This window comes from Pseudomonas sp. BE134, assembly GCF_031456105.1.
Lineage (GTDB): Bacteria > Pseudomonadota > Gammaproteobacteria > Pseudomonadales > Pseudomonadaceae > Aquipseudomonas.
In genome coordinates this window covers 88,063-110,890 of record NZ_JAVDUA010000022.1, presented here as the reverse complement: position 1 = coordinate 110,890, position 22,828 = coordinate 88,063, and the positions used below count along the sequence as shown (strand labels likewise).

Annotated in this window: 18 protein-coding genes and 1 pseudogene; 7 read left to right on the top strand and 12 right to left on the bottom strand. The window is 58.6% G+C overall.

What is annotated here, in order from left to right; genetic code table 11:
• Positions 1–23 precede the first annotated feature (23 nt).
• Positions 24–533 carry a DUF2165 domain-containing protein gene (locus J2Y56_RS18955; RefSeq protein WP_310351966.1) on the top strand — a complete coding sequence of 170 codons (510 nt, stop codon included), beginning with the start codon at positions 24–26 and terminating at the stop codon, positions 531–533.
• 27 nt (positions 534–560) lie between these two features.
• Here the strand turns inward: J2Y56_RS18955 and J2Y56_RS18950 are convergent, their stop codons facing one another.
• Entirely contained in the window at positions 561–1,463 is a 903-nt protein-coding gene (locus J2Y56_RS18950) for a DMT family transporter (RefSeq protein WP_310351963.1), read from the bottom strand.
• A 138-nt stretch (positions 1,464–1,601) separates the two neighbouring features.
• Here J2Y56_RS18950 and J2Y56_RS18945 point away from each other — a divergent pair, with 138 nt between their 5' ends.
• A complete protein-coding gene (locus J2Y56_RS18945) occupies positions 1,602–2,477 on the top strand; it encodes an AraC family transcriptional regulator (RefSeq protein ID WP_310351961.1) in 876 nt (291 codons plus the stop codon).
• A 155-nt stretch (positions 2,478–2,632) separates the two neighbouring features.
• On the opposite strand, the gene J2Y56_RS18940 is transcribed toward J2Y56_RS18945, so the two are convergent.
• Positions 2,633–3,040 carry an HPF/RaiA family ribosome-associated protein gene (locus J2Y56_RS18940; RefSeq protein ID WP_007944669.1) on the bottom strand — a complete coding sequence of 136 codons (408 nt, stop codon included), beginning with the start codon at positions 3,038–3,040 and terminating at the stop codon, positions 2,633–2,635.
• 213 nt (positions 3,041–3,253) lie between these two features.
• Entirely contained in the window at positions 3,254–4,201 is a 948-nt protein-coding gene (locus tag J2Y56_RS18935) for a LysR substrate-binding domain-containing protein (protein ID WP_007944668.1), read from the bottom strand.
• Positions 4,202–4,336: 135 nt separating this feature from the next.
• Here J2Y56_RS18935 and J2Y56_RS18930 point away from each other — a divergent pair, with 135 nt between their 5' ends.
• Positions 4,337–5,713 carry an L-serine ammonia-lyase gene (locus J2Y56_RS18930; protein WP_007944667.1) on the top strand — a complete coding sequence of 459 codons (1,377 nt, stop codon included), beginning with the start codon at positions 4,337–4,339 and terminating at the stop codon, positions 5,711–5,713.
• A 387-nt stretch (positions 5,714–6,100) separates the two neighbouring features.
• Positions 6,101–6,418, top strand: coding sequence for a DUF3509 domain-containing protein (locus J2Y56_RS18925; protein WP_007944666.1), 318 nt, complete (start codon positions 6,101–6,103; stop codon positions 6,416–6,418).
• Here J2Y56_RS18925 and J2Y56_RS18920 read toward each other — a convergent pair.
• On the bottom strand, positions 6,415–6,915 hold the full coding sequence (locus J2Y56_RS18920; RefSeq protein WP_310351955.1) for a phosphate-starvation-inducible PsiE family protein: 501 nt from the start codon (positions 6,913–6,915) through the stop codon (positions 6,415–6,417). The two genes, J2Y56_RS18925 and J2Y56_RS18920, sit on opposite strands and share 4 nt — an antisense overlap.
• Positions 6,916–7,233: 318 nt before the next feature.
• On the opposite strand from J2Y56_RS18920, the pseudogene J2Y56_RS18915 reads away from it, so the two are divergent.
• Positions 7,234–7,473 (top strand): annotated as a pseudogene (locus J2Y56_RS18915) (YebG family protein); the annotation flags it as partial.
• Positions 7,474–7,648: 175 nt separating this feature from the next.
• Here the strand turns inward: J2Y56_RS18915 and J2Y56_RS18910 are convergent.
• Positions 7,649–8,668 carry a Glu/Leu/Phe/Val dehydrogenase dimerization domain-containing protein gene (locus J2Y56_RS18910; protein ID WP_007944663.1) on the bottom strand — a complete coding sequence of 340 codons (1,020 nt, stop codon included), beginning with the start codon at positions 8,666–8,668 and terminating at the stop codon, positions 7,649–7,651.
• Positions 8,669–8,851: 183 nt separating this feature from the next.
• Here J2Y56_RS18910 and J2Y56_RS18905 point away from each other — a divergent pair, with 183 nt between their 5' ends.
• Positions 8,852–9,655 carry a transglutaminase family protein gene (locus J2Y56_RS18905; RefSeq protein WP_310351953.1) on the top strand — a complete coding sequence of 268 codons (804 nt, stop codon included), beginning with the start codon at positions 8,852–8,854 and terminating at the stop codon, positions 9,653–9,655.
• Between the two features lie 135 nt (positions 9,656–9,790).
• Here the strand turns inward: J2Y56_RS18905 and maiA are convergent, their stop codons facing one another.
• Genes maiA through hmgA form a run of 3 tightly spaced genes read right to left on the bottom strand, consistent with a single transcriptional unit; the run spans position 9,791 to position 13,052 of the window.
• Positions 9,791–10,426, bottom strand: a complete 636-nt coding sequence (maiA, locus tag J2Y56_RS18900) for a maleylacetoacetate isomerase (protein ID WP_310351951.1) — start codon at positions 10,424–10,426, stop codon at positions 9,791–9,793.
• Between the two features lie 12 nt (positions 10,427–10,438).
• Positions 10,439–11,743 carry a fumarylacetoacetase gene (gene fahA / locus J2Y56_RS18895; protein ID WP_310351949.1) on the bottom strand — a complete coding sequence of 435 codons (1,305 nt, stop codon included), beginning with the start codon at positions 11,741–11,743 and terminating at the stop codon, positions 10,439–10,441.
• A 4-nt stretch (positions 11,744–11,747) separates the two neighbouring features.
• On the bottom strand, positions 11,748–13,052 hold the full coding sequence (hmgA, locus tag J2Y56_RS18890; RefSeq protein WP_150782594.1) for a homogentisate 1,2-dioxygenase: 1,305 nt from the start codon (positions 13,050–13,052) through the stop codon (positions 11,748–11,750).
• A 163-nt stretch (positions 13,053–13,215) separates the two neighbouring features.
• Here hmgA and J2Y56_RS18885 point away from each other — a divergent pair, with 163 nt between their 5' ends.
• The gene (locus J2Y56_RS18885) at positions 13,216–14,010 is read left to right on the top strand and encodes an IclR family transcriptional regulator (protein WP_150782595.1); all 795 of its coding nucleotides are present in this window, start codon (positions 13,216–13,218) and stop codon (positions 14,008–14,010) included.
• 33 nt (positions 14,011–14,043) lie between these two features.
• Here the strand turns inward: J2Y56_RS18885 and J2Y56_RS18880 are convergent, their stop codons facing one another.
• From J2Y56_RS18880 to J2Y56_RS18865, 4 genes are all read right to left on the bottom strand, one after another.
• Positions 14,044–16,434, bottom strand: coding sequence for a dermonecrotic toxin domain-containing protein (locus J2Y56_RS18880; protein ID WP_310351943.1), 2,391 nt, complete (start codon positions 16,432–16,434; stop codon positions 14,044–14,046).
• Positions 16,435–16,606: 172 nt separating this feature from the next.
• The gene (locus tag J2Y56_RS18875; RefSeq protein ID WP_310351940.1) at positions 16,607–19,168 is read right to left on the bottom strand and encodes a LuxR C-terminal-related transcriptional regulator; all 2,562 of its coding nucleotides are present in this window, start codon (positions 19,166–19,168) and stop codon (positions 16,607–16,609) included.
• A 140-nt stretch (positions 19,169–19,308) separates the two neighbouring features.
• On the bottom strand, positions 19,309–20,676 hold the full coding sequence (locus J2Y56_RS18870) for a DUF1329 domain-containing protein (RefSeq protein WP_310351937.1): 1,368 nt from the start codon (positions 20,674–20,676) through the stop codon (positions 19,309–19,311).
• A gap of 23 nt (positions 20,677–20,699) precedes the next feature.
• Positions 20,700–22,493: a DUF1302 domain-containing protein gene (locus J2Y56_RS18865; protein WP_007944653.1), complete on the bottom strand. Its 1,794-nt coding sequence runs from the start codon at positions 22,491–22,493 to the stop codon at positions 20,700–20,702.
• Positions 22,494–22,828 lie beyond the last annotated feature (335 nt).

Here is a 22,828-nt window from a genome sequence, read left to right as displayed (position 1 = left end):
AACAGTGATGGAGCACTTTAACCTTGAACAACATTTCCACGGACAAACTCATCAGATACAGCAAGTTTTCGCTAATGGCTTATATAAGCTTTTTTGGCCTGCTGGTGATGTACAGTAATTTCACCGACTATTCATCCAACTATGAATATGTCGGTCATATCCTGAGCATGGACACCACTCGGGAAAACCTGAACCTGAGCTACAGGGCCATTACCTCGCCCATGCTGCACCACCGCATCTATTGGTTCATTATTACCCTGGAAGTGATCTACACGGCTTTTTGTCTGGTCGGTGCCTATCACCTTTACCGGAACATAAACGCGCCTGCCGAGGTTTTTCATGAAGCCAAAAAGTTTTCAATCATCGGATTAGTGATCGCCATATTTGTCTATTACGTCTGTTTGCAAGTGATCGGTGTCGAATGGTTCAACATTGATGAATCACAAACATGGAACGCCAAGGACTGGGCGCGGCATATTGTCGATTTCATACTCCCGTTGCTGATATTCGTCGCCCTCAGGACCGAGCGTTGAGTAGCCTCGACGCTCACTCCAAGCCGTTCATGCAAGTTTGCCAGTGCCTTGCGCCATCGGTGTCCTGGGCTTACGAAACACCAGGACATTGCCGAGCATTACCAACACCAAACCGACCAGTGCCGGTGCGGTCCATTGATAGCCTTCGACAAACGCCGAGACATTCAGCGCCACCACCGGGAACAACACCGTGCAATACGCCGCGCGCTCGGGCCCCATGCGACCAACCAGTGTCAGGTAAGCGGTGAAGCCAATCACGGAACCCGGAATGACCAGGTACAGCAGCGAACCGATGTAGCGCGCATTCCATTCGATATCGAACGGGATGCCTTTGACCAGGCACCACACCGTCAACATTGCCGCGCCATAGGCCATGCCCCAGGCGTTGGTGGTCAGCGGCTTCAGACCGGCCTTCTGTTGCAGGCTCGACAGCATGTTACCCGCCGAGAAGCACAGGGTTCCGAGCAGCGCCAGGCCCAGGCCGAGCAAGGTTTGCGGGCTGGCGGTGCGCCCGGCCAGTTCAGGCCAGAACAACAGACCAAGCCCGAACAAGCCCAGTGCGCCACCCATCAGCACATTGCGGGCAATTTTCTGACCGAAGAACACCCGCGCATTCAGCGCATTCCATAGCGTGGCGGTGGAAAACACCACCGCGACCAGGCCGCTGGGGATCCACTGGCTGGCGGTCAGGAAGCACATGAAGTTGACGCAGAACAGACACAACCCCTGCGCCAGACAGATCAAGTGTCCGCGACGGTTCATCACTTGCAGGCGCCGACTCAACAGCAACAGGGCAAACAGCACCAGCGCCGCGAGGCCGAAGCGATAGACGATCGACACCGGAATTGCCACCACGCCCAGTTGCCATTTCAAGGCAATCCAGGTGGTGCCCCAGATCAGCACGGTCAGCAAGTACAACGACAGGTTCATGGCAAGCGCTCCTCAATAGAGGTTCAGTGTCCTGCGTCGCCCCTTTTCGCACTTGCATAAACTTGCGCTTTTGTCAGCGCAGAGGCTGGCAGGTCATTGTCTACGGAGTAGGATGCAAGGCGTTGGAGATTACTGATCATGCCCGCACTGGAAACACTGCAAGTCTTTCAAGCCCTTAACCGTTCGCCCAATGCTCGCCTGGAGCACAGCGCCGAACTCGGTGACGGCATGGCTGCAGCCTTGTGGAGCAATCATCACGACGCCCAGGACTACGAAGCGCCGAGCCATCACACGCTGTCGTGTTACATCGCTGGCGGCACCGGCACCTTCCGCCGCGACCAGCCCGGCACCATGGGCGGCCCGGACAAATTGTGCATTCTGCCCGCCGAACATCAATCGGGCTGGGTGATCAACGGCGACATTCGCCTGGCCCACCTGTATTTCAGCCCCGAACAATTCGCCCTCGGCTGCGTCACGCTCCTGGACCGCGAACCGCGCGAGTTGCAATTGCGCGAGAGGACCTTTCTCGACGATCCGGCGCAAGCCCGGCGCTTTCGGCACATGCTCACCCTCAACTGGGACGAACCCGCAGAACGCTTGCTGACCAGCAGCCTGGCCCATGAAATGCTCAGCCACGTGTTGCTTGGCCAGGTCGGCATGCGTGAGGGGTTACGACTTAAGGGTGGATTGGCGGCGCATCAACGGCGGCAGTTGGTGGACTTCATCGATAACCAGTTGGCCGAGGCCATCAGCCTAGGGCAATTGGCTGCGCTGTGTGCGCTGTCGGAGTACCACTTTGCGCGGATGTTCAGGGAGAGTTTTGGCTTGCCGCCGCATCAGTACGTGCTGGCTCGAAGACTGAGTCGGGCGCGGGAGATATTACGTTCGACGTCGCAGCCGTTGGGGGAGATCGCATTGGCGTGCGGGTTTGCCAGTGCGAGTCATTTCACCAATCGATTTCGGCAGGCTTTGGGGGGGACGCCTGGGGAGTATCGGCAGGCGTTTTTGCGGTAATTCCCAAGATAATCGGTGACTGTCAGGCCGCCATCGCCGGCAAGCCGGTCTCGCTCCCACATTGGAATGCGTAAACCCTCGCAACCCCTGAAACAAGAACGGGCCTGCATCAGCAGGCCCGTTGTCAGTGGTGGAAAGGTAAAAGTGAATCGGCATCAGCCGTTCTGTGCAGCCTGTTCGTTCTCGAGGAACTCGTCTTCCAGCAGCGCATCGGCTGCGGCTCGCTCAAACGGCACAATAGCGGCACGTGGTTTGCCCCGCAGTTTGCCGAACAGGTGTTCCAGCGCATGTTCGAGTTTTTCGGCCGCGCCGTCGATCGCCAGTTCCAGGTTGGCGGCTTTATGGGTGACAGAAATCGGTTGGTGGCCTTTTGGCCGCGCTTCCAGTTGGCAGCGCATGTCATGCGGTCCGGGCTTGTCGCCGTTTTCGTCCCGCAGGTGAACCTCGACGCGGGTCAGGTCCTCTTCATAACGTTCGAGCGTGCTCTCAATGGTAGTACGTACCCACTCCTCCAGTCGGATGCTGCTTTGAATATGGTTATCGCTGTTGACTTGGATTTGCATAGTTCATCCCTTATTTCAGCTAGCTCGCGAGAGGCCTTTCGGCTAGCCCTTGGGCGTCGTCACCGTGACCTCTTACTTACACAATCGGTGTGTGCGCGGAACATTTCAACCCCTACAAAAAGATAAATATGGATTAGCAAAAAAACCCGGACAACGGACAAAAGCGCTGCTAAGGTCGGGAGTTGGGTCCGCTCGCTTGTTTGTCACAATTGCTCACATCTGTTGCTCTGCCAGCGGATGCAAACTTCGAAAAATCCCCGCCTCCTCTACCAGCCAGTCATGCACCGCGCGTACGCCCGGATGGCTCAAAGCCCCCGGCGCATACAGCAGCATATAGCGCTTGTGATTGGGCACCGCCAACCCGAACGGCACGATCAACGCCCCTCGCTCCAGTTCATCGTTGAGCAACGTGCGGCGTGCAATCGCCACGCCCATTCCGGCAATGGCCGCTTCGATGGTCAGGTGATTGCGATTGAAGGTATGCCCGCGTCGCACATCCGCACCCTCGAAGCCGATGGCGTCGAGATAGAACTCCCATTCCGCGTATTCGTAGCTGCCGCGCCACGCGGTGATGTCGTGCAACAACGGGAAATGCATCAGGTCCGACGGGCCATGCAGCGGCGGTCGACCTCGTAGCAGGCTGGGGGCGCAGACCGGGAAGATCTGTTCGTCGAGCAAGGCTGTGGATAACAGGCCGGGGTAACTGCCATCGTTCAGGTCGATGGCCAGATCGAATTCGCCCTCGTGCAGCGGCACGCTGCTGTCCTCGGCCACCAGGCGCAGCTGAATGTCCGGAAAGCGCTGCTGCAAACGTGGCAGGCGTGGGGTCAGCCATTTGCTCAGGAACGACGGAATCGAGCGCACCCGCAAAATTCCGCTGATCATTCCGGCGTCCAGACGGCGCAATTCTGCATCGATGCTGCCGTAAGCCTCGTTGACCGTAATGGCCAGGCGCTGGCCTTCAGCGCTCAGTTCCACGCCCCGGGCACGACGATGAAACAGACGAAAGCCCAAGCGCTCTTCCAGCTGGCGAATTTGCTGGCTGACCGCCCCCGGCGTGATGTGCAGTTCTTCGGCACAACGGGTGAACGACAAGTGCCGCGCGGCACAGGAAAACACGTGCAGCCAGACATAGGTCTGGGCATGCAATTGACGACTCATCGTTTAGTCCTGCTAAAGGCTGTCTTAGGAAGTTTCGTTGGTCACGTCAGACCGAGGTTGGCAGTATCGCCTACATTGCGCTCGTCCTACAAAAATGGCAGCGATTCCTCTTCCATTGCTTGTATAGGCTTTAGCATGGCTATCAGTGTTTTTGATCTCTTCAAAGTCGGCATCGGTCCGTCCAGTTCCCACACCGTCGGCCCGATGCGCGCCGCTGCGACCTTCGCCCAGGCATTGATGGACCAAGGTTTGCTCGACGCCGTACGTCGGGTGGAAATCCGCCTGTACGGTTCGCTATCCGCTACCGGCGTCGGCCACGCGACCGACCGCGCCTGTGTCATGGGCCTGATGGGCGAATGGCCGGACAGCATCGACCCCACGTCCATCGACAACCGCATTCAAACGCTGCGCGACACCGGTGAATTGTCCCTGGCCGGCAAAGCGGCGGTCCCCTTTGACTGGCAGCGCGACCTCCTGCTGCTGGACGAGAGCCTGCCCTACCACCCCAACGCAATGTCTCTGACAGCCTTCGGCGAAACCGGCGAACTCTACGAGCAAACGTACTATTCGATCGGCGGCGGTTTCATCGTCGAAGCGGCGCAAGCCGAGTCCGGCATTGCGCCCGGTAGCGATGTAGTGCTGCCCTACGATTTCTCCAGCGCTGCCGAATTGCTCAGGCTCTGCAACAAGCACGGTCTGCGGGTTTCTGAACTGATGATGGCCAACGAACTGGCGTGGCGCAGTGAAGCCGAAATCCGCCAGGGCTTGCTGCACATCTGGTCGGTGATGCGTGAGTGTGTCGAACAAGGCCTGCGTCACGAAGGCATCTTGCCGGGTGGTCTGAATGTGCCGCGTCGTGCCGCGAAATTGCACCGTAGCCTGCTGGAAATCGGCAAGCCGAATGTCATCACCTCCACCCTGTCGGCCATGGAGTGGGTCAACCTGTTCGCCCTCGCCGTGAACGAAGAGAATGCGGCGGGCGGGCGCATGGTCACGGCACCGACCAACGGAGCGGCGGGGATCATTCCGGCGGTGCTGCATTACTACATGAAGTTCAACCCGGACGCGTCGGACGATGATGTGGTCGCGTTCTTTCTGGGTGCGGCGGCCGTCGGCATTCTGTGCAAGAAAAACGCCTCGATATCCGGCGCTGAAGTCGGCTGTCAGGGGGAAGTCGGTTCGGCCTGTGCGATGGCCGCCGCCGGTCTGGCCGACGTACTCGGAGCCACGCCGGAGCAATTGGAAAATGCCGCCGAAATCGGCCTGGAGCACAACCTCGGACTGACCTGCGACCCGGTCGGCGGCCTGGTGCAAGTGCCTTGTATCGAGCGCAACGCGATTGCCGCCGTGAAGGCCATCAACGCCACGCAAATGGCCCTGCGCGGCGACGGCAAACACTTTATTTCCCTGGACCGGGTGATACGCACCATGCGCGATACCGGCGCTGACATGCAGGACAAATACAAAGAGACTTCACGGGGCGGACTGGCGGTGAGCTGGGTGGAGTGCTGATTGCACTGTCTGCGATCATCTCTTCATTTATGCCCTGAAACGGGCAGGCGCAATCGCACTTTGTAGCAGCTGGCGCAGCCTGCGTCCGGCTGCGCAGCAGTCGTAAAATCAGATGATGCGGTGTTTGATAAAGACCGCAATCTCAGGTTTTACGACTGCTGCGCAGTCGGACGCAGGCTTCGCCAGCTGCTACGGATCGCGGTGCACACAACGTCCGTCGCTTTTTTGCCGGGATCACTGTTCGACAATTTTTTCGGCATGCCCCTTGCTACGTCACCGGTGAGGCTGTTGAAACCTTAGCGAACGATCTGCCAATGGTCCGGAGTTGCGAACCAACCCGAACATGGCCGGTCAACAACTGCACGTTCAATCAGGCGGTGACGCATCATGGACAACCCTTTCCAAGTCATTACCGATGCCTTTGCACCGGAATACCAGATCAACCTGAGCATTCAAGGTCTGGATGGCAGCATCATGCTGACCCTCTCCAACACTGGCCGCGTGGTCGCCAAACGCATGATCAGCGCCGAGCAGCGCAACGACCCCAAACGCCTCAAACGGCTCGTGCAAAGCATTCAATTCGGCATCGCCATCGAACAAGGCCAGAGTGCCATGACGATCCTCGAAGCCATGACCGACGGCGACAATCACTCCCTGCCGCCGCCTCCGCTCAAAGGCCAGCCCCGACCTGCCATCAGGGTTTAAAGCTCGCCCTTCTCCACTTCAGGATGTTCACCGTAACCCGCACCGATCTTGCGTTGCGGGTGTTCGATCTTCACCGAAGGGAATTGCGACGAGGCGTAACGCACTACCAGAATCGCAAACGCCAGCAGCAGAATCCCGCCGCACAGGTAGATGATCCCGACATCCGGCGGATTATGGTGCGAAACGTTGGAGATCAGCAGCCGCGTCAACGCGGTGATTGCCACGTAGATCAGGAATCGCACCGGCATGTGATTGGTCTTGAAATAAATCCCGACCATCGCCCCCAATTCCAGGTAGATGAACAGCAGCAAGATGTCGTCGATCTTGATGTGTCCTGCTTCGATCATCCCCAGAAATTCCATCACGGCGGCCCACGCGGTCACCGCACCAATGGCAAACAGCGCCAGGTAGTGGAAGGTTTCGACGAACAGGTTGCCCAGGGACTCGGCCAGTTGATGCACGTTCTGCCGCAGGTTCTCGGCCCAGTTGATTTTCACGATGATGCTTCCTTAGCTCGGTTTGAGCGGATGATGCGGGATGGACGTGACGGTTGTTCTGCATGCAGAAAAAAGGCCAGAGGCTGTGGATGAGAAGGTGATGGATTGTTTCTGGACACTTTTGTAGTGTTTTCACCGACGCCATCGCGTGCAAGTCGAATCGTCGCACCGCCCGCTCCCACAGGGTTCATAAACGCCAATTTCGGTCTACATTGAAATGCCACTACCCAAAGCGCAGGGATTCGCTTATCCTTTTCGCTGTATATAAATACAGTGGTCTAAACAGACAACTAAATGTGAAGGCATGTGAGGTGGTGAATGGCCGTCGAAGTGGTATACCGCAGCAGCCGAGATCTGGAGCGCTTGTTCATGGATAAAGCCGAAGCTGACCGTCATGACAAAATGCTCGAACTGGCCGAATTGCTGGCTGAAGTGTTACAAAAAGCCGTTCCGTCCCTGACCGAGCAGCAAGTGGAAGAAGCCGGGATCTACATGGCGAAGAATCGCGATGTGTTCGCCAAGGCATTCAAGAGCCAGCCGGATGCACTGTCCGAACTGCTGAATGCGCCGGTTGAAGTCGCCGCGCAAGCCGAACCTGTCGAGGCCATTGAAGCCGCTGAGCCGACCAAGCCAGCCAAAGCGACCAAGACGCCGAAGTAAGCAACGCCCAAATTGAATAGGCCCTGAGTCGACTGACTCAGGGCCTTTTTCATGTCTGGAATAACGGATTGACTCAGCGGTACAACACCTTCTCTGCCAATTCATCCGCCACCCGCGCCGGAGAACGTTTTTCCGCCTGGGCATGGGCGAAGACCTCGGTCAGGCGTGAGGCGATTTTCGACAGGTGCGCGGTGATGGTCGTCAGTTCTTCGCCACGGTGTTTGAGGGAAACGTAGATCAGCCCGCCCGAATTGATCACGTAATCCGGCGCATACAGAATGCCTCGCCGTTCCAGTTGATCGGCGACTTCCAGGTGCGTCAGCTGGTTGTTCGCCGAGCCGGCCACCGCCGAGCAGCGCAATTGCGTCACGCTGTGGCTGTTGAGCACGCCACCCAGGCCACAGGGCGCGAGGATGTCGCACGGCGTGCTGAGCAGTGCGTCGTTGGCAATCGGGTGAGCGCCCAGTTGCTCCATCGCCAGTTGCACCTTGCCGTGATCAATATCGCTGACCAGCAATTCCGCGCCAGCCGCGTGCAGTTGTTCGGCGAGTGCATAACCGACGTTGCCCAAACCCTGGATGGCCACGCGCAAGCCTTCCAGATTATCGCTGCCCAGCCGCGCCATCGCCGTCGCTCGAATCCCGGTGAAAACGCCCATGGCGGCATGCGGCGCAGGGTCGCCCGCCGACGTGGTGCTGGTGACGTGTTGAGTCTGCTGGGCGATGCAATCCATGTCGGCCACCGAGGTGCCGCTGTCGATGGCGGTGATATAGCGGCCGTCGAGCTGGTCAATACAGCGCCCGAAGGCTTCGAACAGTGCGCCGCGATTTTCTACATGAACCGGGCGAACGATCACCGCCACGCCGCCGCCCTGGGCCAGCCCGGCCAGTGCAGCCTTGTAACTCATGCCTTGCGCAAGGCGTATGGCATCCTCGACCGCCGATTCGTCGCTGGGATAGGCAAGGTAACGACAACCACCCAGGGCAGGCCCGAGCCGACTGTTATGAATGGCAATGACCGCCTTCAACCCGGTGACCGAGTCGACACTCAGATGCAGCGATTCAAGGCGAGTGCTTTGCATGAGAGCGAACATCGTGGGGCTCCCGAATCACTTCTTGTAGTCGCCAGTATAGGCTTGCGCCTAAAAATTGCAGAAGCACACCGGAATAAGCAGCGTTGCTTTGAGGGCTTTTGGACATAACCCAAAACTGCATGTGTGAAGCACTGGACGAATGCCGGAGACGGGGCTAAAACGAGGCATTCGCCGGAGATTTTGATGACGCCTCGCCAATGCTTCTTCGATTGCCTGAACCGTTCACCGCCCGCGCTGTTCGAGGCGGCACTGTGGATGGCGGTCGAGCACGATACCCAGCTGAATCCCGAGGCGGTGCTGGCCAACTTCAACGACCTGACACAGCAGGTCAGCTATGGCTTGCCGATGCTACCGGTCAGCGAACTGGCCCAGCCATTGTTGCGGCGGATGAATGATCTGGGGTTCGCCCAGGACGACTTCACACCGCTGCGCCCACAAGTGGCCTTGCTCAATAAAGTGCTGGAACTGCGCCGCGGCCAGCCGTTGTCCCTTGGGCTGATTGCGCTGGAGTTGGCCAAGCGCCTGGAAATCCCGCTGGTGGGAGTCAACTTCCCCGGGCACTTCCTGTTGCGGGTTCCAGGGGCCGACCACCTGCTCGACCCCTGTGGCGGGCGTCGGTTGTACCCCAACGACTGCCGGGAACTGCTGCAACGCCAGTACGGCCCGAACATGCAACTCAGCGCCGACCATTTACTGATGGCTGATCCGGTGCAGATGCTGCAACGCCTGTCGCGAAACCTGCGTCAACTGCACCTCTCCCACGATGACTACATCGGCGCCCTGGTCGACGCCGAACGTGTGCTGGAACTGGGCAACGCCAACGCCGCCGATTACCTGGCTCGTGCGAGCCTCTATCAACGACTGGACTGCCCGAATGCCGAACGCTTCGACCTGGAGCATGCGCTATTGCTCAGCGACGACCCGATCCAGCGAATTCGCCTGACTGAGCGCCTCGGGCACCTGCCACCCAACGCCATCGTCCATTAATCGGCGATCCCCTGTGGGAGCGGGCTTGCTCGCGAAAGCGGTGTATCAGTCAAAGTAGATGTCGACTGACACTACGCCTTCGCGGGCAAGCCCGGCTCCCACAGAGTTCAGGTGCCCAGGGATCAGAGTCTGGCGTTATGGGGTGTCTGGCTGGTGGGCCGGGTGGGCTTTGAAGAAGGCCGGATGCGTGGCCGCCAGTGCCGCTACCCGGCGAATCCGTGGGTACGCCTCAAGGGAAATGTTGAATCGCTGCGCCGCATACAGCTGCGGGATCAGGTAGACATCCGCCAATCCCGGTTCGTCGCCAAAGCAATAACCTTCATCCCCGATCAACTGTTCCACCGTCGCCAGCCCCTGGCTGATCCAGTGCCCGATCCACTCCACCACTTGCGGTTCGTCATGGCCCAGCTGACGCAGCTTGTTGAGCACGCTGACGTTGTGCAGCGGATGCACATCGCAACCGATCACCGCCGCCACACCGCGCTCACGGGCGCGGGCAACGAGGTCCTTGGAGAGCAGCGGCACCTGTGGATAACGTTCTTCCAGGTACTCGATGATCGCCGGCGACTGAATCAACAGACTGCCTTCATCCGTGCGCAAGGCCGGCACCCGGCCTTGCGGGTTGATGCCCAGGTACGCCGGCTGTCGATGTTCGCCACCTGGCGGTGCAATCAGGTTGACCGGCAGGGCCTGGTAATCCAGGCCTTTGAGCGCCAGCGCGATACGCACCCGATAAGACGAGGTCGAACGGTAGTAGGTATAGAGTTCCATCACCCAATCCTCTTAACGCGCCGGCAATACTTTACCGCGGCACTCGCCGAAGCCGATGGAAGCAAATCCTTCGCGGCTGCAACGGGCACGCAGGATGATTTCGTCGCCGTCTTCAAGGAATTTACGCACTTCGCCCGACGCCAGTTCGATAGGTTTTTTACCGCCTTCGGTGATTTCCAGCAGGCTGCCGAACTGACCGTTTTGCGGCCCCGACAAGGTGCCCGAACCGAACAGGTCGCCGGCCTGCAACTGGCAACCGTTGACGCTGTGGTGCGCAACCATTTGCGCCACGGTCCAGTACATGTGTTGGGTGTTGCTGAGGGTCAGGCGATGGGCCGGCAGGTTTTGCTCGCGCAGGCCTTCGGTGAGCAGCAGCACTTCCAGTTCGATATCGAAACCGCCAGCGGCCTGGTCGCGCTTGTCGAACAGGTACGGCAGCGGCTGCGGATCGCCTTCAGGGCGCGCAGGCTGGGCACGACGGAACGGCTCCAGCGCCTCGGCGGTGACGACCCACGGCGAGATGCTGGTGATGAAGCTTTTCGACAGGAACGGCCCCAACGGCTGGTATTCCCACGCTTGAATGTCACGCGCCGACCAATCGTTCAGCAAGCAGAAACCGGCGATGTGATCAGCGGCGTCACCAATGGCGATCGAGTCGCCCATTTCGTTGCCCTGGCCGATCCAGATACCCAGTTCCAGTTCGTAATCCAGGCGCGCGCACGGACCAAATGTCGGCTCGGTCTGACCGGCCGGCAAGGTCTGCCCTATCGGACGTCGAACGTCAGTGCCGGACGGGCGGATGGTAGAGGCGCGACCGTGGTAGCCGATGGGCACGTACTTGTAGTTCGGCAGCAGCGGGTTGTCGGGGCGGAACAGTTTGCCGACGTTTTGCGCGTGCTCGATCCCGACATAAAAGTCGGTGTAATCGTTGATTTTCGCTGGCAGGTGCATCGCGCAATGGGCCGCCAAGGGCAGCAGTTTTGCGCCTTGGGCTTCGATCTTGCCGTGCAGGGTGCTGCCTTCCTTGAACAGTTCGATCAGGCGTTCACGCAGGGCAACACGAGCCTCGCGGCCCAGTTCGAAGAACGCATTCAACTGACCGCCACGGGTCGCTTCAACGGCAACTTTGGCAGCGCCATCGAACAGGCCTGCTTCCAGCGCTGCTTCCAGATCAAAAATTTGCTCGCCAATCGCCACGCCGCTGCGCGGGGCAGAGCCGTTTACGCTGAACACACCCAAGGGCAGGTTTTGCAGCGGGAAATCGACATGACCGTTGGCGGAGGCAACCCAGCTACGAGTGATGGAAGTCTGAGTCATGGGGTTATCTCCGGGTCGGGTCGAAAGTGGCGGGCAGCGTGGCCCAGCAGGCATCGTAATTAGTTTGTAGTTGCGGGCAATCCAGCGCGAAACGGCTAGGGCGCAATACCTGGCTGGTCTCGAACATGAAGGCCATGGTGTTGTCGATTTTCGCCGGAGCAAGGTCCGCGTTGATAGCCCTGGTGCAGGTTTCGCCATCCGGGCCGTGAGCGCTCATGCAACTGTGCAAGGACGCGCCGCCTGGCACGAAGCCTTCGGCCTTGGCATCGTACTCGCCCTTGATCAGGCCCATGAACTCGTTCATCAGGTTGCGGTGGAACCACGGCGGACGGAAGGTTTTCTCGGCGACCATCCAGCGTGGCGGGAAGATCACGAAGTCCAGGTTGGCCAGGCCATGCACACTGGTTGGCGAGGTCAGGACGGTGAAGATCGACGGGTCCGGGTGATCGAAACTGACCGTGCCGATGGTGTTGAAACGGCGCAGGTCATATTTGTACGGCACGTTATTGCCGTGCCAGGCGACCACGTTGAGCGGCGAATGATCGAGCTCGCAGCCCCACAACTGGCCAAGGAATTTCTGCACCAGCGTGGTCGGTTGTTTGAGGTTCTCGTAATGTGCAACCGGCGTCAGGAAGTCCCGCGGGTTGGCCAGGCCATTGCTGCCGATCGGCCCAAGGTCCGGCAGACGCAGCGGTGCGCCGTGGTTCTCGGCGATGTAACCGCGAGCTTGTGGGTCGAGCAGTTCGACGCGGAATTTCAGCCCGCGTGGCAGCACGGCGATTTCCAGCGGCGCAAGCTCCAGCACGCCGAGTTCGGTGGCGATGCGCAAACGGCCGAGCTCCGGCACCAGCAGCAATTCGCCGTCGGCGTTGAAGAACACGCGCTCCATGGAACGGTTGGCGCGGTAGCTATGGATGCTGATTCCGGCCGGTTTTTCCGCACCTGAGTTGGCGGCCATGCTCACTAGACCGTCGATGAAGTCTGTCGGCTCGGTCGGAATGTCCAACGGGTTCCAGCGCAGGCGGTTGGGGGTTACTTCACCCAAGGGGCCGCCAGCCAGTTGCCGATCCAGTTTGACGAACGCCGGGTGATTGGCCGAGGGCTGAATGCGGTACATCCAGGTACGCCGCGCTTCACTGCGGGCCATGGTGAACGCGGTGCCGGAGAACAATTCAGTGTAGAGGCCATAGGGGGCTTTTTGCGGGGAGTTCTGGCCAACGGGCAATGCGCCGGGCAACGCTTCACTGCTGAACTCGTTGCCGAAGCCAGACTGATAAGCCAGCGCTGGCGCGGTTGAATCAGGGTTCATGGAGCCTCCTGAACAGGGAGAAGGCGATGACCTGTCACTCTATTGCAGAGGTTCGGCACGCCGGGTTATTTTTATCGTAATTTGATTACGCATAACGTAATTTGATTGGTATTGACCGTCAAGCTATAAAGACGCCCATTCGTCCCGGGATCAGACCGCCTCCATGGAAACGCCGCGCAACAACGACAAGCAAAAAGTCCGCTCGGCCGAGGTCGGCACCGACATTCTCAAGGCCTTGGCCGAGTTGTCGCCCTCGACCTCGCTTTCGCGCCTGGCTGAACACGTGCAGATGCCGGCGAGCAAGGTTCACCGCTATTTGCAGGCGCTGATCGCCAGCGGATTTGCCGAACAAAACACCGCCACCAACCACTACGGCCTGGGCCGTGAAGCATTGCGCGTGGGGCTGGCGGCACTCAACAGTATGGACGTGCTGAAAGTCGGCGCCCTGCCCTTGGCCGAGCTGCGCGATGAACTGAACGAAACCTGCTTTCTGGCGGTGTGGGGCAATCAGGGTGCGACCGTGGTGCACATCGAACCCGCCGTACGCGCGGTGACGGTGGTGACGCAATTGGGATCGGTGTTGCCGCTGTTGAGTTCGTCCACGGGGCTGGTGTTCGGAGCGTTCCTGCCAAAGCGTGAAACCGTCGACTTGCGCGCGCAGGAGCTGCAAACCGGCAGCCTCCATGCTCTGGCGGACGACCAGGCTTACTCGGCATTGTGCGAACAGATTCGCGAACGCGGCCTGCACCATGTGCATGGTTTGCTGATGCCCGGGGTCGATGCATTGTCGGCACCGGTCTTCAACGCCATCGGGAACGTGGCAGCGGTCATGACCATTGTCGGCCCGGCCTCATTGTTTCACGCCGACGAGAACGGCCCGGCGGCGCAGCGTTTGCTGACGGCGACACGGGCCGTGAGTTGGCGGATGGGGTATCAGGCCGATGATGTCAGTCGCTGAGCCCGGCAGGACATCGGCGATCAGCCATTGCCATTAGCGGATGGTGGTTTTACTGGTGATGCTCTCAGGGTCGTCGAGAACTTCCTGAATGACCTCCAGCGCCCGCTCATGTAATCGGGGCTGCCCGGATATTTCAGCAAACAGTTTTTCCACGGTGTACACATCCCCCAGCAATCCGATCAGGCTTTTCTGCACTGCAGTAGCACCCGACTTTCCCAGACCTGCCTTGCCCAAGGCCGCCAACTCAATCACCGCCTTCGCGAAATGACTCAGGGCTTTGGACCGATTACCCTCGGTATAGGCATGAACACCTTGCACCAAATTCTGAGTAAGCAAGGCGACGCTCAATGCGATACCGACGGGGGCGTAAACAATGGCGATGACACTCACCGCCGATACCACAGCGTTGTAAATCAGGCCCGTGATAATCTCTTCAAGGCTTTGCGTTTTCTCGTCGACATCGGAAATGACCTTGGTCAACACGTCGTAATAGCACCAGTACAAATCTGTGACGCGACTATTACGCTCCAGTGTCGGCGCCTCGGTGAAGTTGGCCCGCTGCTCAAGATCAGTCAGATATGTACCCACCTGCGGCTGATATTTCCCAAACACCCGATCACAGAAGTAGTCGCCGAGGCCGTGGGTTTTCACCGCTCTCACGAAGTCCTCGAATGGCCTCAACTCACGTCCATCCGGAGCATCCGGGGTAAACAGATCTTCCACGATCTTCCCGGCAACATGCAGCCTGAAGACGAACACCCCGACGACTAAACGTCCCCTCAGATGAAGTTTGTACAGCGCACTGTGGCGCACATCGTCAGGTGCCTCGCCCAAGGGGCTTGCCTTTTGCGGTTGATCGAACGCTTCGACGACCTTCACCAGCTCCTCGAAATGTTCCTTGGCCAACCGGCCGGTGAACAGTGCCTGCATGATTGCCACGCGCATCTGGCGTTGCATGATCGCCTTGGATAATTGCTGCTTGAAATAACCTTTGGAGCGGTCGATATAATTGGCGCGCAACATGTCGATGTACTTTTCGCCGGGCCGTAATATTCTCGAATGTATGGCGAGATCATTGATAGGGAGATTATTGATTGAGGGGTGGCCAGCCTCCACAGTAAAACGCGGGTAATGGGACTTTTCGTTATCTGCGTAAAACACCACTTCGCCGACAATTAACTGCGTCAGCGTCATCTTTTGTTCCGGTGTAATTTCCACATAAATATGATCTGGGTTGATCTCGATACGCTCGCCTTTGCTCAGAAGGTGTTCTTCTATTCCTTGCTTGATCAGTTGATGACAAAAACGCTCATAGCTGACAAAACCACCCTCGCGAACTTCAATTGTTTTCAGTGCGCGGAGTTCGCAATTGATCCGGGTAAAGTTTTGGCGTTGCTGATCGGTCGCGGTGCGATAACCATAGGGCGTGTGGTTTTCTTCCTGCGCCACGAGCCAAGCCCGATGGTTGTAAACAACCGGGTTCAAAACTTCAGCCCCTGTGTAAGGGGTAGGCGCGAGCGCCACTCCTCGCCACAGATTGGGCAGTTTGGAGACCTGTTTCAGATAACCGCTGATTACCTCGCGATCCACCGCATGGGAGTGCCACTGCAGGTAGTCGCGTCCCTCTGACGTTGCCGTCCATCCGCCGATATCCAGGCTCAATCGCCTGAGGGATGGCAATTCGTACCAGTCTTGTCCACCCGGCGAATCCGGAGCATACAAAAGCCAATCATCCTCGCTGGGGATGCGGCTGCCGACGGTAACCAGTTCCCTGAGTGGGCGGGTTTCGTCGCGCAGTTGTAACGGCGCGATCATCAGGTTCGCATTTCCGTCCACCGCACGTTGAACACGATGAAGACCGGCATCGCCGAGATGCCCCTGAAGCTTCGCGCCAAAGGCACTCACCAGTAATTGACACCGGGTGACGCGGGTCATGGCGGCGAGCACCTCAGTGCGCTGGAACATAGCCCTTAGTTCAGCGCCATAAGCAGCGCGAACGTCTTCGGTCAGCACTTTCTCCAACCATTGCTGGTTCAATCCGGAAGGAAGATCCTCACCGACAAAGGTGATCCACCCCCGCCATCCTTCCTCGTGCAGGCCGCACAGGAGCAAATCCGTGAGGGACCGTTTGTCTTCCTGCATGACTCGACGCCCGCCCACATTGAAGCTGTAACGGCTGGTGGTCATCAGATTGTCGGGATCCAGCGTGCTGCCAAATTCCAGCTGCAGCAACTGACTGGCAATGCTTTTTGCGTAGGTCCGAAGACTGGCGTGTGCTCCCAGTTGTTTATCCAGTTCGGACTGACTGGCAACCAACTGTTGTTCAAGCTCGACAAAATCTAATTGCTCACTAATATTGGCACGTTCAAACCACTGCGGACGACGACCATTAGTATCGGGTAAGTAGTTGCTCACTACGTTCATATCGCTGCCTTTGGTTAATAAAATGGAAAGAGCGAAAAACTCGCACAGCCAAAATTACCCCAAGACAAAACAACACCCAAACCACTAAGCAATACCAGCTATTTACAATTAAAACTCTATGTAAAAACCCAACCCTTGAACATCAATCCTGGTGCTTTGCTGATCACCTGAATCACTCCCACAACCCCAACAACTTTGCCTTCGCCACTGCTTGCGTCCTGCGCTCAACCCGCAACTTTCCATGTATTCGCCGGCTATGGGTTTTAACGGTATGCAACGATATAAACAGAGCATCGGCAATTTCTTGATTGGAATGACCAAGCGCAATCAGCTTTAGAACTTGCAGCTCACGCTGACTTAATGTTTCCGTTGCATCTGCACGACTGTAAAGTTGATGGCAAGACAATAGTGAGGTCTGCTCATCGTGCAGCAACAAAGGCTGACGCAGGTGCAACTCATTTAACGCCTGGAATGTTTGATACCGGGTAACGCTGACCACTCCCTCCTGCAACACATCGCTGGCCTTCGTGGTTTGACCGCCAAGCCACAACACTTCCGCCAGAGCCAGTTGTAATTCGGTAGCGAGCGCCCACATTCCACGCGTCTGAGCCTGCTTCATCAAAGATTCAACCTGTGCTGCTGCATCGATTGCATCCAGCTCTGACCGAGTTCGGGCGAGGATCAACAAATACTCGATGCGCGGTATCAGCTCAAGCGTGGCCGGGGGCGCCTGACGCGCCTGGGGTCCGCGATAATGTTTGAGCACACGCCCCAAAGCCTCGCACGCCAGTTCGGCACGTCCCTGTTGCAACCAGAAATGGCTACTGATTTGCAGCAAGACACCGCGATAAACCGTGTCAGGAATATGCCGTTGCTGCATCAGTCGCTCTGCGTCGCGCAGCAGGACAAACGCTTGGGCATAATCGCGTTGATTAGCCGCCACTTGTGCCAGACCAAGAAAGCCATACAGCACGCGCTTGTCGTAGCTGCGTAAGCACTGCTGCAGGCCGGCCTGAAAAAAAGCCTCGGCGCGTTCATCGTGTCCCAGGCACAGTGCAAGCCGCCCCCTGCGCAGCGCGATTCGACCGAGCAACGGCACTGGTCGCTCGACTGGCTGACTCAGCAACTCATGAATGTTCGCGAGCAAGCTTTCCGCGCGCTGGGGAGCGCCACGCTGTTCAAGCAATTGCGCATGATCGAGCTCCAGGAGTCCTTCGAACACCAGCGAGCCTTGCGCACGCGCCAGGCACAACGCTTCACGGTTCAACGCCTGCGCCACATCGAGCTCGCCCCGCAGCAAGGCCTGCTGCGTCAAACCCGACAGGCTCATCACGCGCACGGTCCATAGGTCGGGGCCAAGGTCATTAAGTGCATCGATAAAATGTGCGCGCGAAGCTTCCATACGCCCCTGCAAATGCAGCAACCAGCCTTGTTGGGCCTGCCAGCGAGCGATCAATTGCTGCTGCAGAATCGCCGTCGGCTGCGGCGTGAATCGCGACAAGTGCCCGATGCATTCGGCGGCCTGCTCGAATCGCCCGGCAAACAACGAGGCTGCCGTGATCAAGCCGACCAGTTGCGGTGAGCCGAACATAAGCTCTTCGCCTTGATGCTCATACAATCGCAACAACAGCACGACGGTCTGTTCCTCGAACAAGTGCTCGAAACTGAAGTGCTGCAACAGGCTCACGGCGACTTCGAACTCTTCAGCCAGCAACGCCTGTTCGAAGGCCGCTTTCCAGTCCAGCTCTGTGGCGAACCACTGACACGCGCGACGATGCCAGGAACGCCCCGCGGGCCATTGTTCGTCGCGCATCAATTGCGTCAGCGGCGGGAAAATCTGTAGCCAGTCGGTCGAGTCTTGCCAGGGCTCGATGAAGCACCCCAGCTCCTGCAAGGTCTTGAGACATTGCGCGCCCTCACCCGCGCCAAACAGGTGATCGCATAACCGTGCATTGAATCGTGGCAAATGCGCGAGCACCCGCCAGGCCTCGGTCAACTCCGGGGTCAGGGAGGTGAAGAGTTCGTGTTCGAGGTAATCGAGCAACGTGTCCGCTCGACTGTGCAACGAGTCATTGCGTGACCAGTCGCATTTTTGCAGCAGAGCCACGCGAACCCCGGCACACCAGCCGCCGCTGCGCTGGATGATCTTGCTGGCGGCGGTGTTGGCATCGGCCGGCGTCAGGTGGTGCAACAGCGAGGTGATTTCAGCTTGATTGAAGGCCAGCGTCGAGGACTCACATTCGAACAGTTCGTCGTTGAGCAACAACCGTGGCCAATTGCATTGCGGGCGACGGCGAGTCCCCAGCCACCAGGTCAACATCGGACTGCTGACGGCCAGCATGCGATCCAGCAGCAGGTCGAGTTCCGGGTTTGGCACACGGCAATAATCGTCCAGAAACAGCCAGGTCGGCGCTTGCAAACGCGCCAGTGCGCGGAGCATCGTAGCCTCCTCCGAAGACGCCATCCCCAGTGACTCCGCCAGACGCTGACGAAACTCCTCCACGCTCATGGCAACACCTGACAGTGGCAACCAGCAGACGCGGCAATGCGGCGGTGCCTGCAACAGGCAGTCGGCGAGCAGCGCCGATTTGCCACTGCCGGCAGGAGCGCAGATTAATTTCACCCGCGCGGCCGACGCCAGCAACGGTTCGCTCAGGCGATCACGCGACAGGTGATGCGAAGAAAGTCGGGGCAAAAATCCAGATCGGTCCAGACACGGAGTCATGGCGGTCATTGCGGCGTGCCTTTTTATAATTGTGGGGCAACCCTAGACCTGTCTAGCCCGCTTGTTGAGAAGTATTCAGCACGCTTATTGGCGCCCATAAAAAAGGCGACCACCCGGTCGCCTTTTGCCCTGCGTCTGTATCCACCTCCTTATCTGACACCCTCGGCACGCAACGCCGATGGCGTGAAGTCGGCAGCCTTGGCTACAAAGCCAAACTGGTAACTGTGTTTCTCTTCGTTCTTCATTCCAAGCGCGATGTAGCGGCCGGCAATAATGTCGTAGAGCGCTTCCAGCGTATAAGCCTGAGCCTGGTGATCGTAGACGTACTCAGAATGCCCCTCTGCCACTCGCCACAATTGACCGCGACCGTCGTAGTGATCCACCAGCGCGGCTTGCCAGCTGTCTTCGTCGATGTACATGTGGCGCTTGGCGTAGATATGGCGCTCGCTCGGCTTGACTGTACCGATCACTTCCCAGACACGGTGCAGCTCATAACGGGTCAGGTCCTGATTGATATGGCCGGCCTTGACGATGTCGTCGTATTTGAGGCTCGGCGAGTCGAGTTTGTAGCTGTTGTAGGGGATGTACATTTCCTTCTTGCCGACCAGTTTCCAGTCGTAGCGATCCGGCGCACCGGAGAACAGGTCGAAGTTGTCGGACGTGCGCAGACCATCGGATGCGGTGCCCGGGCCATCATAGGCCACTTGCGGGGCGCGACGTACACGACGCTGCCCGGCGTTGTAGATCCACGCCAGACGCGGTTCCTTCACCTGATCGAGGGTTTCGTGCACCAGCAGCACGTTACCCGCCAGACGCGCCGGCGCGGTGACTGACTGTTTGAAGAAGGTCAACACGTTGGCGGCTTTGTCCGCGTCCAGATCCTTTATCAGTTCCGGGACGGAGATTTCTTCCTCGAAGCGAATCGGCGTGTAGCTGCCGTTCGTTTGCGGGGTCACCTGGGTGATGATGCGTTTGATGTTGCCACCGTGGTAACGGGTGATGTGGTTCCACAACACTTCGACGCCGTTCTTGGGAATCGGGAACGCGTAGTAACGTTCGCCCGTGAAACCCGTCAGGCCGTTACCGTCGTTGATGGTGGACGTATTCAGTGCGCTGCGCTTGGCCGACTCGAAGATTTCCGGTGGCGCGGTCACGGTACGGTGGGTTGGGTATACCGGGATCTTGTAGGTTTGCGGATAGCGCTTGAACATCGCCACCTGGCCTTCCGACAACTTGTCCTTGTACTTGTCGACGTTCGCGGCGGTGATGACAAACAGCGGCTTTTCGCTGGCGAACGGGTCAGACAGGAAGCCTTTGCTGTCCACCGGGGCGGCATTTTTCGGGAGGCCACCGGTCCAGGCCGGGATTGTGCCGTTGGCGTTGCCAGCCTTTTCGGCACCCAGCGGTGTGAGGCTGGTGCCGAGTTTGTTCGCTTCTTCCGGCGAGACTGCCGCCATCACGTTGACAGCCAGCAAGCTCAGGGCCAGGGCGCCGCATTGCAGAATCATCTTGTTCATTGAATTCATCCTTCTCAGCCAGATCAGAAGTTCACGCCGAAGCTCAACGCCACGAAGTCGCGGTCTTCGAGGACGTTGTAGTCACCGCCAAAGTAATCGGTGTAACTGAGGCTCGCGGTATAGGTGTTGCGGTAGTCGGCATCGACACCAACGCTGACCGCCTTGGAGCCTTTGTTGAACACCCCGTTGGGGGCGTAGCCGGCGACGTCGTGCGCCCAAGACAAGTTGGGTTTGAGGTTGACCCCGCCAATTACGTTGGCGTAGTCAAGGATGGCCCGGGCGCGGTAGCCCCAGGAAGTCGAGGTGATAAAGCCTTCGGTGTCGCCGCCGAAACCGTACTGGCCGTAGACCGAGTCACGGCCATAACGCAGTTCGCTGCGCGGCTCCAGACCACCAACGAATACCGCTGCCGCTTCACCGACAATGGTCAGACGTTGAGCGCCCAGCACCTGGTCGAAGAACTGCGTCATGGTGCTCTGGATTTGCGTGACTTCTTTGCGGCGATAGCCTTTGTTGTCACCGCCAGGTGTCGTGACGATGGGCGATGCGGCACCACCGGCAATCGGGTTGATCAACGCCAGCGTCAGGTCGTTGGTGCTGACCTGCACCGGAGCGTTCGGGCGATAGCTGATCTCACCGCTCCACGCGGTGCCGGTAGGCAAGGTGGTGGAGAAACTGGCACCGTAGAGTTGAATGTCTTCGGGGTAATCGAGGTAATACTGACCGCGACCCAGCATCACACTTTGGGCCAGACCCGCACCGCTTCCCGGTGCCAGACGGTTGGCTGTGGCGACCATGCCCGGCAGGCTGGCCAGCGTCGAGGCGCCGGCCGTGACGGTGCCGACATTGGGTGTGCGGCTGTGGTAGTTCATGAAATACAGGCCGTACTCGGTGTCATCACCGAGCCAGCGCAAGGCAGTACCCCATTGTCCGGAGTCCCGCGCATCGCGGTCGCCGCCACGGGGAACGACCACACCTTCGCGGGTAACCAGAATCGGCTGGCCGAACGCGGCGGCCACCGGCGCCAATGGAGCAATCGCGGGACTGCCGACGGTGTAATTGTTGTTGCAACCATCCGCCACGACGTCGACAGCGAAGAAGGTGCCGCAGTTGTCGACAACAGTCTGGTCCCACTCCAGTTGGTAGAACGCGTCGACCGAGAGCTGATCCGTCAGGCCTTGGGAAACGTACAGCATGTTCACCGGAATCAGGCCTTCCTTGATCTCGGCACCCGGACGACGAAACGCAGAAACGTCCACCGGGTTGATGCTGTTGATCGAGTTGCCGATGAACGTACTTTCACCCCAGCTCACCACTTGCTTACCGGCGCGCACGCTGCCCGGAAGTTCGGCGATGGAGTAGTTGTGATAAACGAAGGCGTCGAGAATTTGCGAGCCTGCGGACTTGGCGCCTTCTTTGCGGCCGTGGTCACTGATTTGCTTGAACGGGCGAGTTTCGTCCTGCAACTCGAAGTCGTACCAGTACTTGCCACGCACGAACACACCGGTATCGCCGTACTTCAACTCAAGGTCGTGAATACCCTTGAAGATTTTGGAGAAGGTTTCACCCTTCTCGAAATTCAGACGCCCGTCATCCCCCGTCGATGACTGCCCGGTCCCGCCATTGACAGTGCCCACCAAAGCATCTTTGGCATCGCGCATGCCCCAACTCGCGCCGACGGACAGTGAGGAGTCAAACGTCCCCTCGATCTCCCCGATATTGAATGAAACAGCCTGCGCCTGGGCACAGCAGCCCAAGGCAACCGCAGCGGCCAGCGCGTGCGGTGTGAAGATGGCGCGCATTGTTGTTTTTGTCATGCGTCTTCCCCGGTGAGTGACAGAAGGCCTCACCCTACTGCCGCAACCCGGGAGCGATAAGCGCACCAAGGAGGTATTCGTGGTGTACCTCTAAAGGATGAATGGCCAGGCAGGACGCGGGTTTGCGCGGGGCATGGATGGGCTGGATGGAGGGTTATCAGTCAGATGCATGGGTGAGGTGAATGCCGTGTTGAACGGGGAACTGTTGCTCAGACTGCAACACTGCATGTTGTGAATCGCTATTTTTCCTTTGGCCTCAGCGGCTTATTCTTGCCGGGCTTTCAGGGTGACCAGCCGGATAGCACGAAGCGATGGTGTGTGATCAGTCCACGCCA

Bases quoted from the DNA above. Each gene is read 5' to 3' on its own strand.
- J2Y56_RS18950 (WP_310351963.1), bottom strand. From the start codon at position 1,463: ATGAACCTGTCGTTGTACTTGCTGACCGTGCTGATCTGGGGCACCACC.
- J2Y56_RS18945 (WP_310351961.1), top strand. From the start codon at position 1,602: ATGCCCGCACTGGAAACACTGCAAGTCTTTCAAGCCCTTAACCGTTCG.
- J2Y56_RS18940 (WP_007944669.1), bottom strand. From the start codon at position 3,040: ATGCAAATCCAAGTCAACAGCGATAACCATATTCAAAGCAGCATCCGA.
- J2Y56_RS18935 (WP_007944668.1), bottom strand. From the start codon at position 4,201: ATGAGTCGTCAATTGCATGCCCAGACCTATGTCTGGCTGCACGTGTTT.
- J2Y56_RS18930 (WP_007944667.1), top strand. From the start codon at position 4,337: ATGGCTATCAGTGTTTTTGATCTCTTCAAAGTCGGCATCGGTCCGTCC.
- J2Y56_RS18925 (WP_007944666.1), top strand. From the start codon at position 6,101: ATGGACAACCCTTTCCAAGTCATTACCGATGCCTTTGCACCGGAATAC.
- J2Y56_RS18910 (WP_007944663.1), bottom strand. From the start codon at position 8,668: ATGTTCGCTCTCATGCAAAGCACTCGCCTTGAATCGCTGCATCTGAGT.
- J2Y56_RS18905 (WP_310351953.1), top strand. From the start codon at position 8,852: ATGACGCCTCGCCAATGCTTCTTCGATTGCCTGAACCGTTCACCGCCC.
- maiA (WP_310351951.1), bottom strand. From the start codon at position 10,426: ATGGAACTCTATACCTACTACCGTTCGACCTCGTCTTATCGGGTGCGT.
- fahA (WP_310351949.1), bottom strand. From the start codon at position 11,743: ATGACTCAGACTTCCATCACTCGTAGCTGGGTTGCCTCCGCCAACGGT.
- hmgA (WP_150782594.1), bottom strand. From the start codon at position 13,052: ATGAACCCTGATTCAACCGCGCCAGCGCTGGCTTATCAGTCTGGCTTC.
- J2Y56_RS18885 (WP_150782595.1), top strand. From the start codon at position 13,216: ATGGAAACGCCGCGCAACAACGACAAGCAAAAAGTCCGCTCGGCCGAG.
- J2Y56_RS18880 (WP_310351943.1), bottom strand. From the start codon at position 16,434: ATGAACGTAGTGAGCAACTACTTACCCGATACTAATGGTCGTCGTCCG.
- J2Y56_RS18875 (WP_310351940.1), bottom strand. From the start codon at position 19,168: ATGACCGCCATGACTCCGTGTCTGGACCGATCTGGATTTTTGCCCCGA.
- J2Y56_RS18870 (WP_310351937.1), bottom strand. From the start codon at position 20,676: ATGAACAAGATGATTCTGCAATGCGGCGCCCTGGCCCTGAGCTTGCTG.
- J2Y56_RS18865 (WP_007944653.1), bottom strand. From the start codon at position 22,493: ATGACAAAAACAACAATGCGCGCCATCTTCACACCGCACGCGCTGGCC.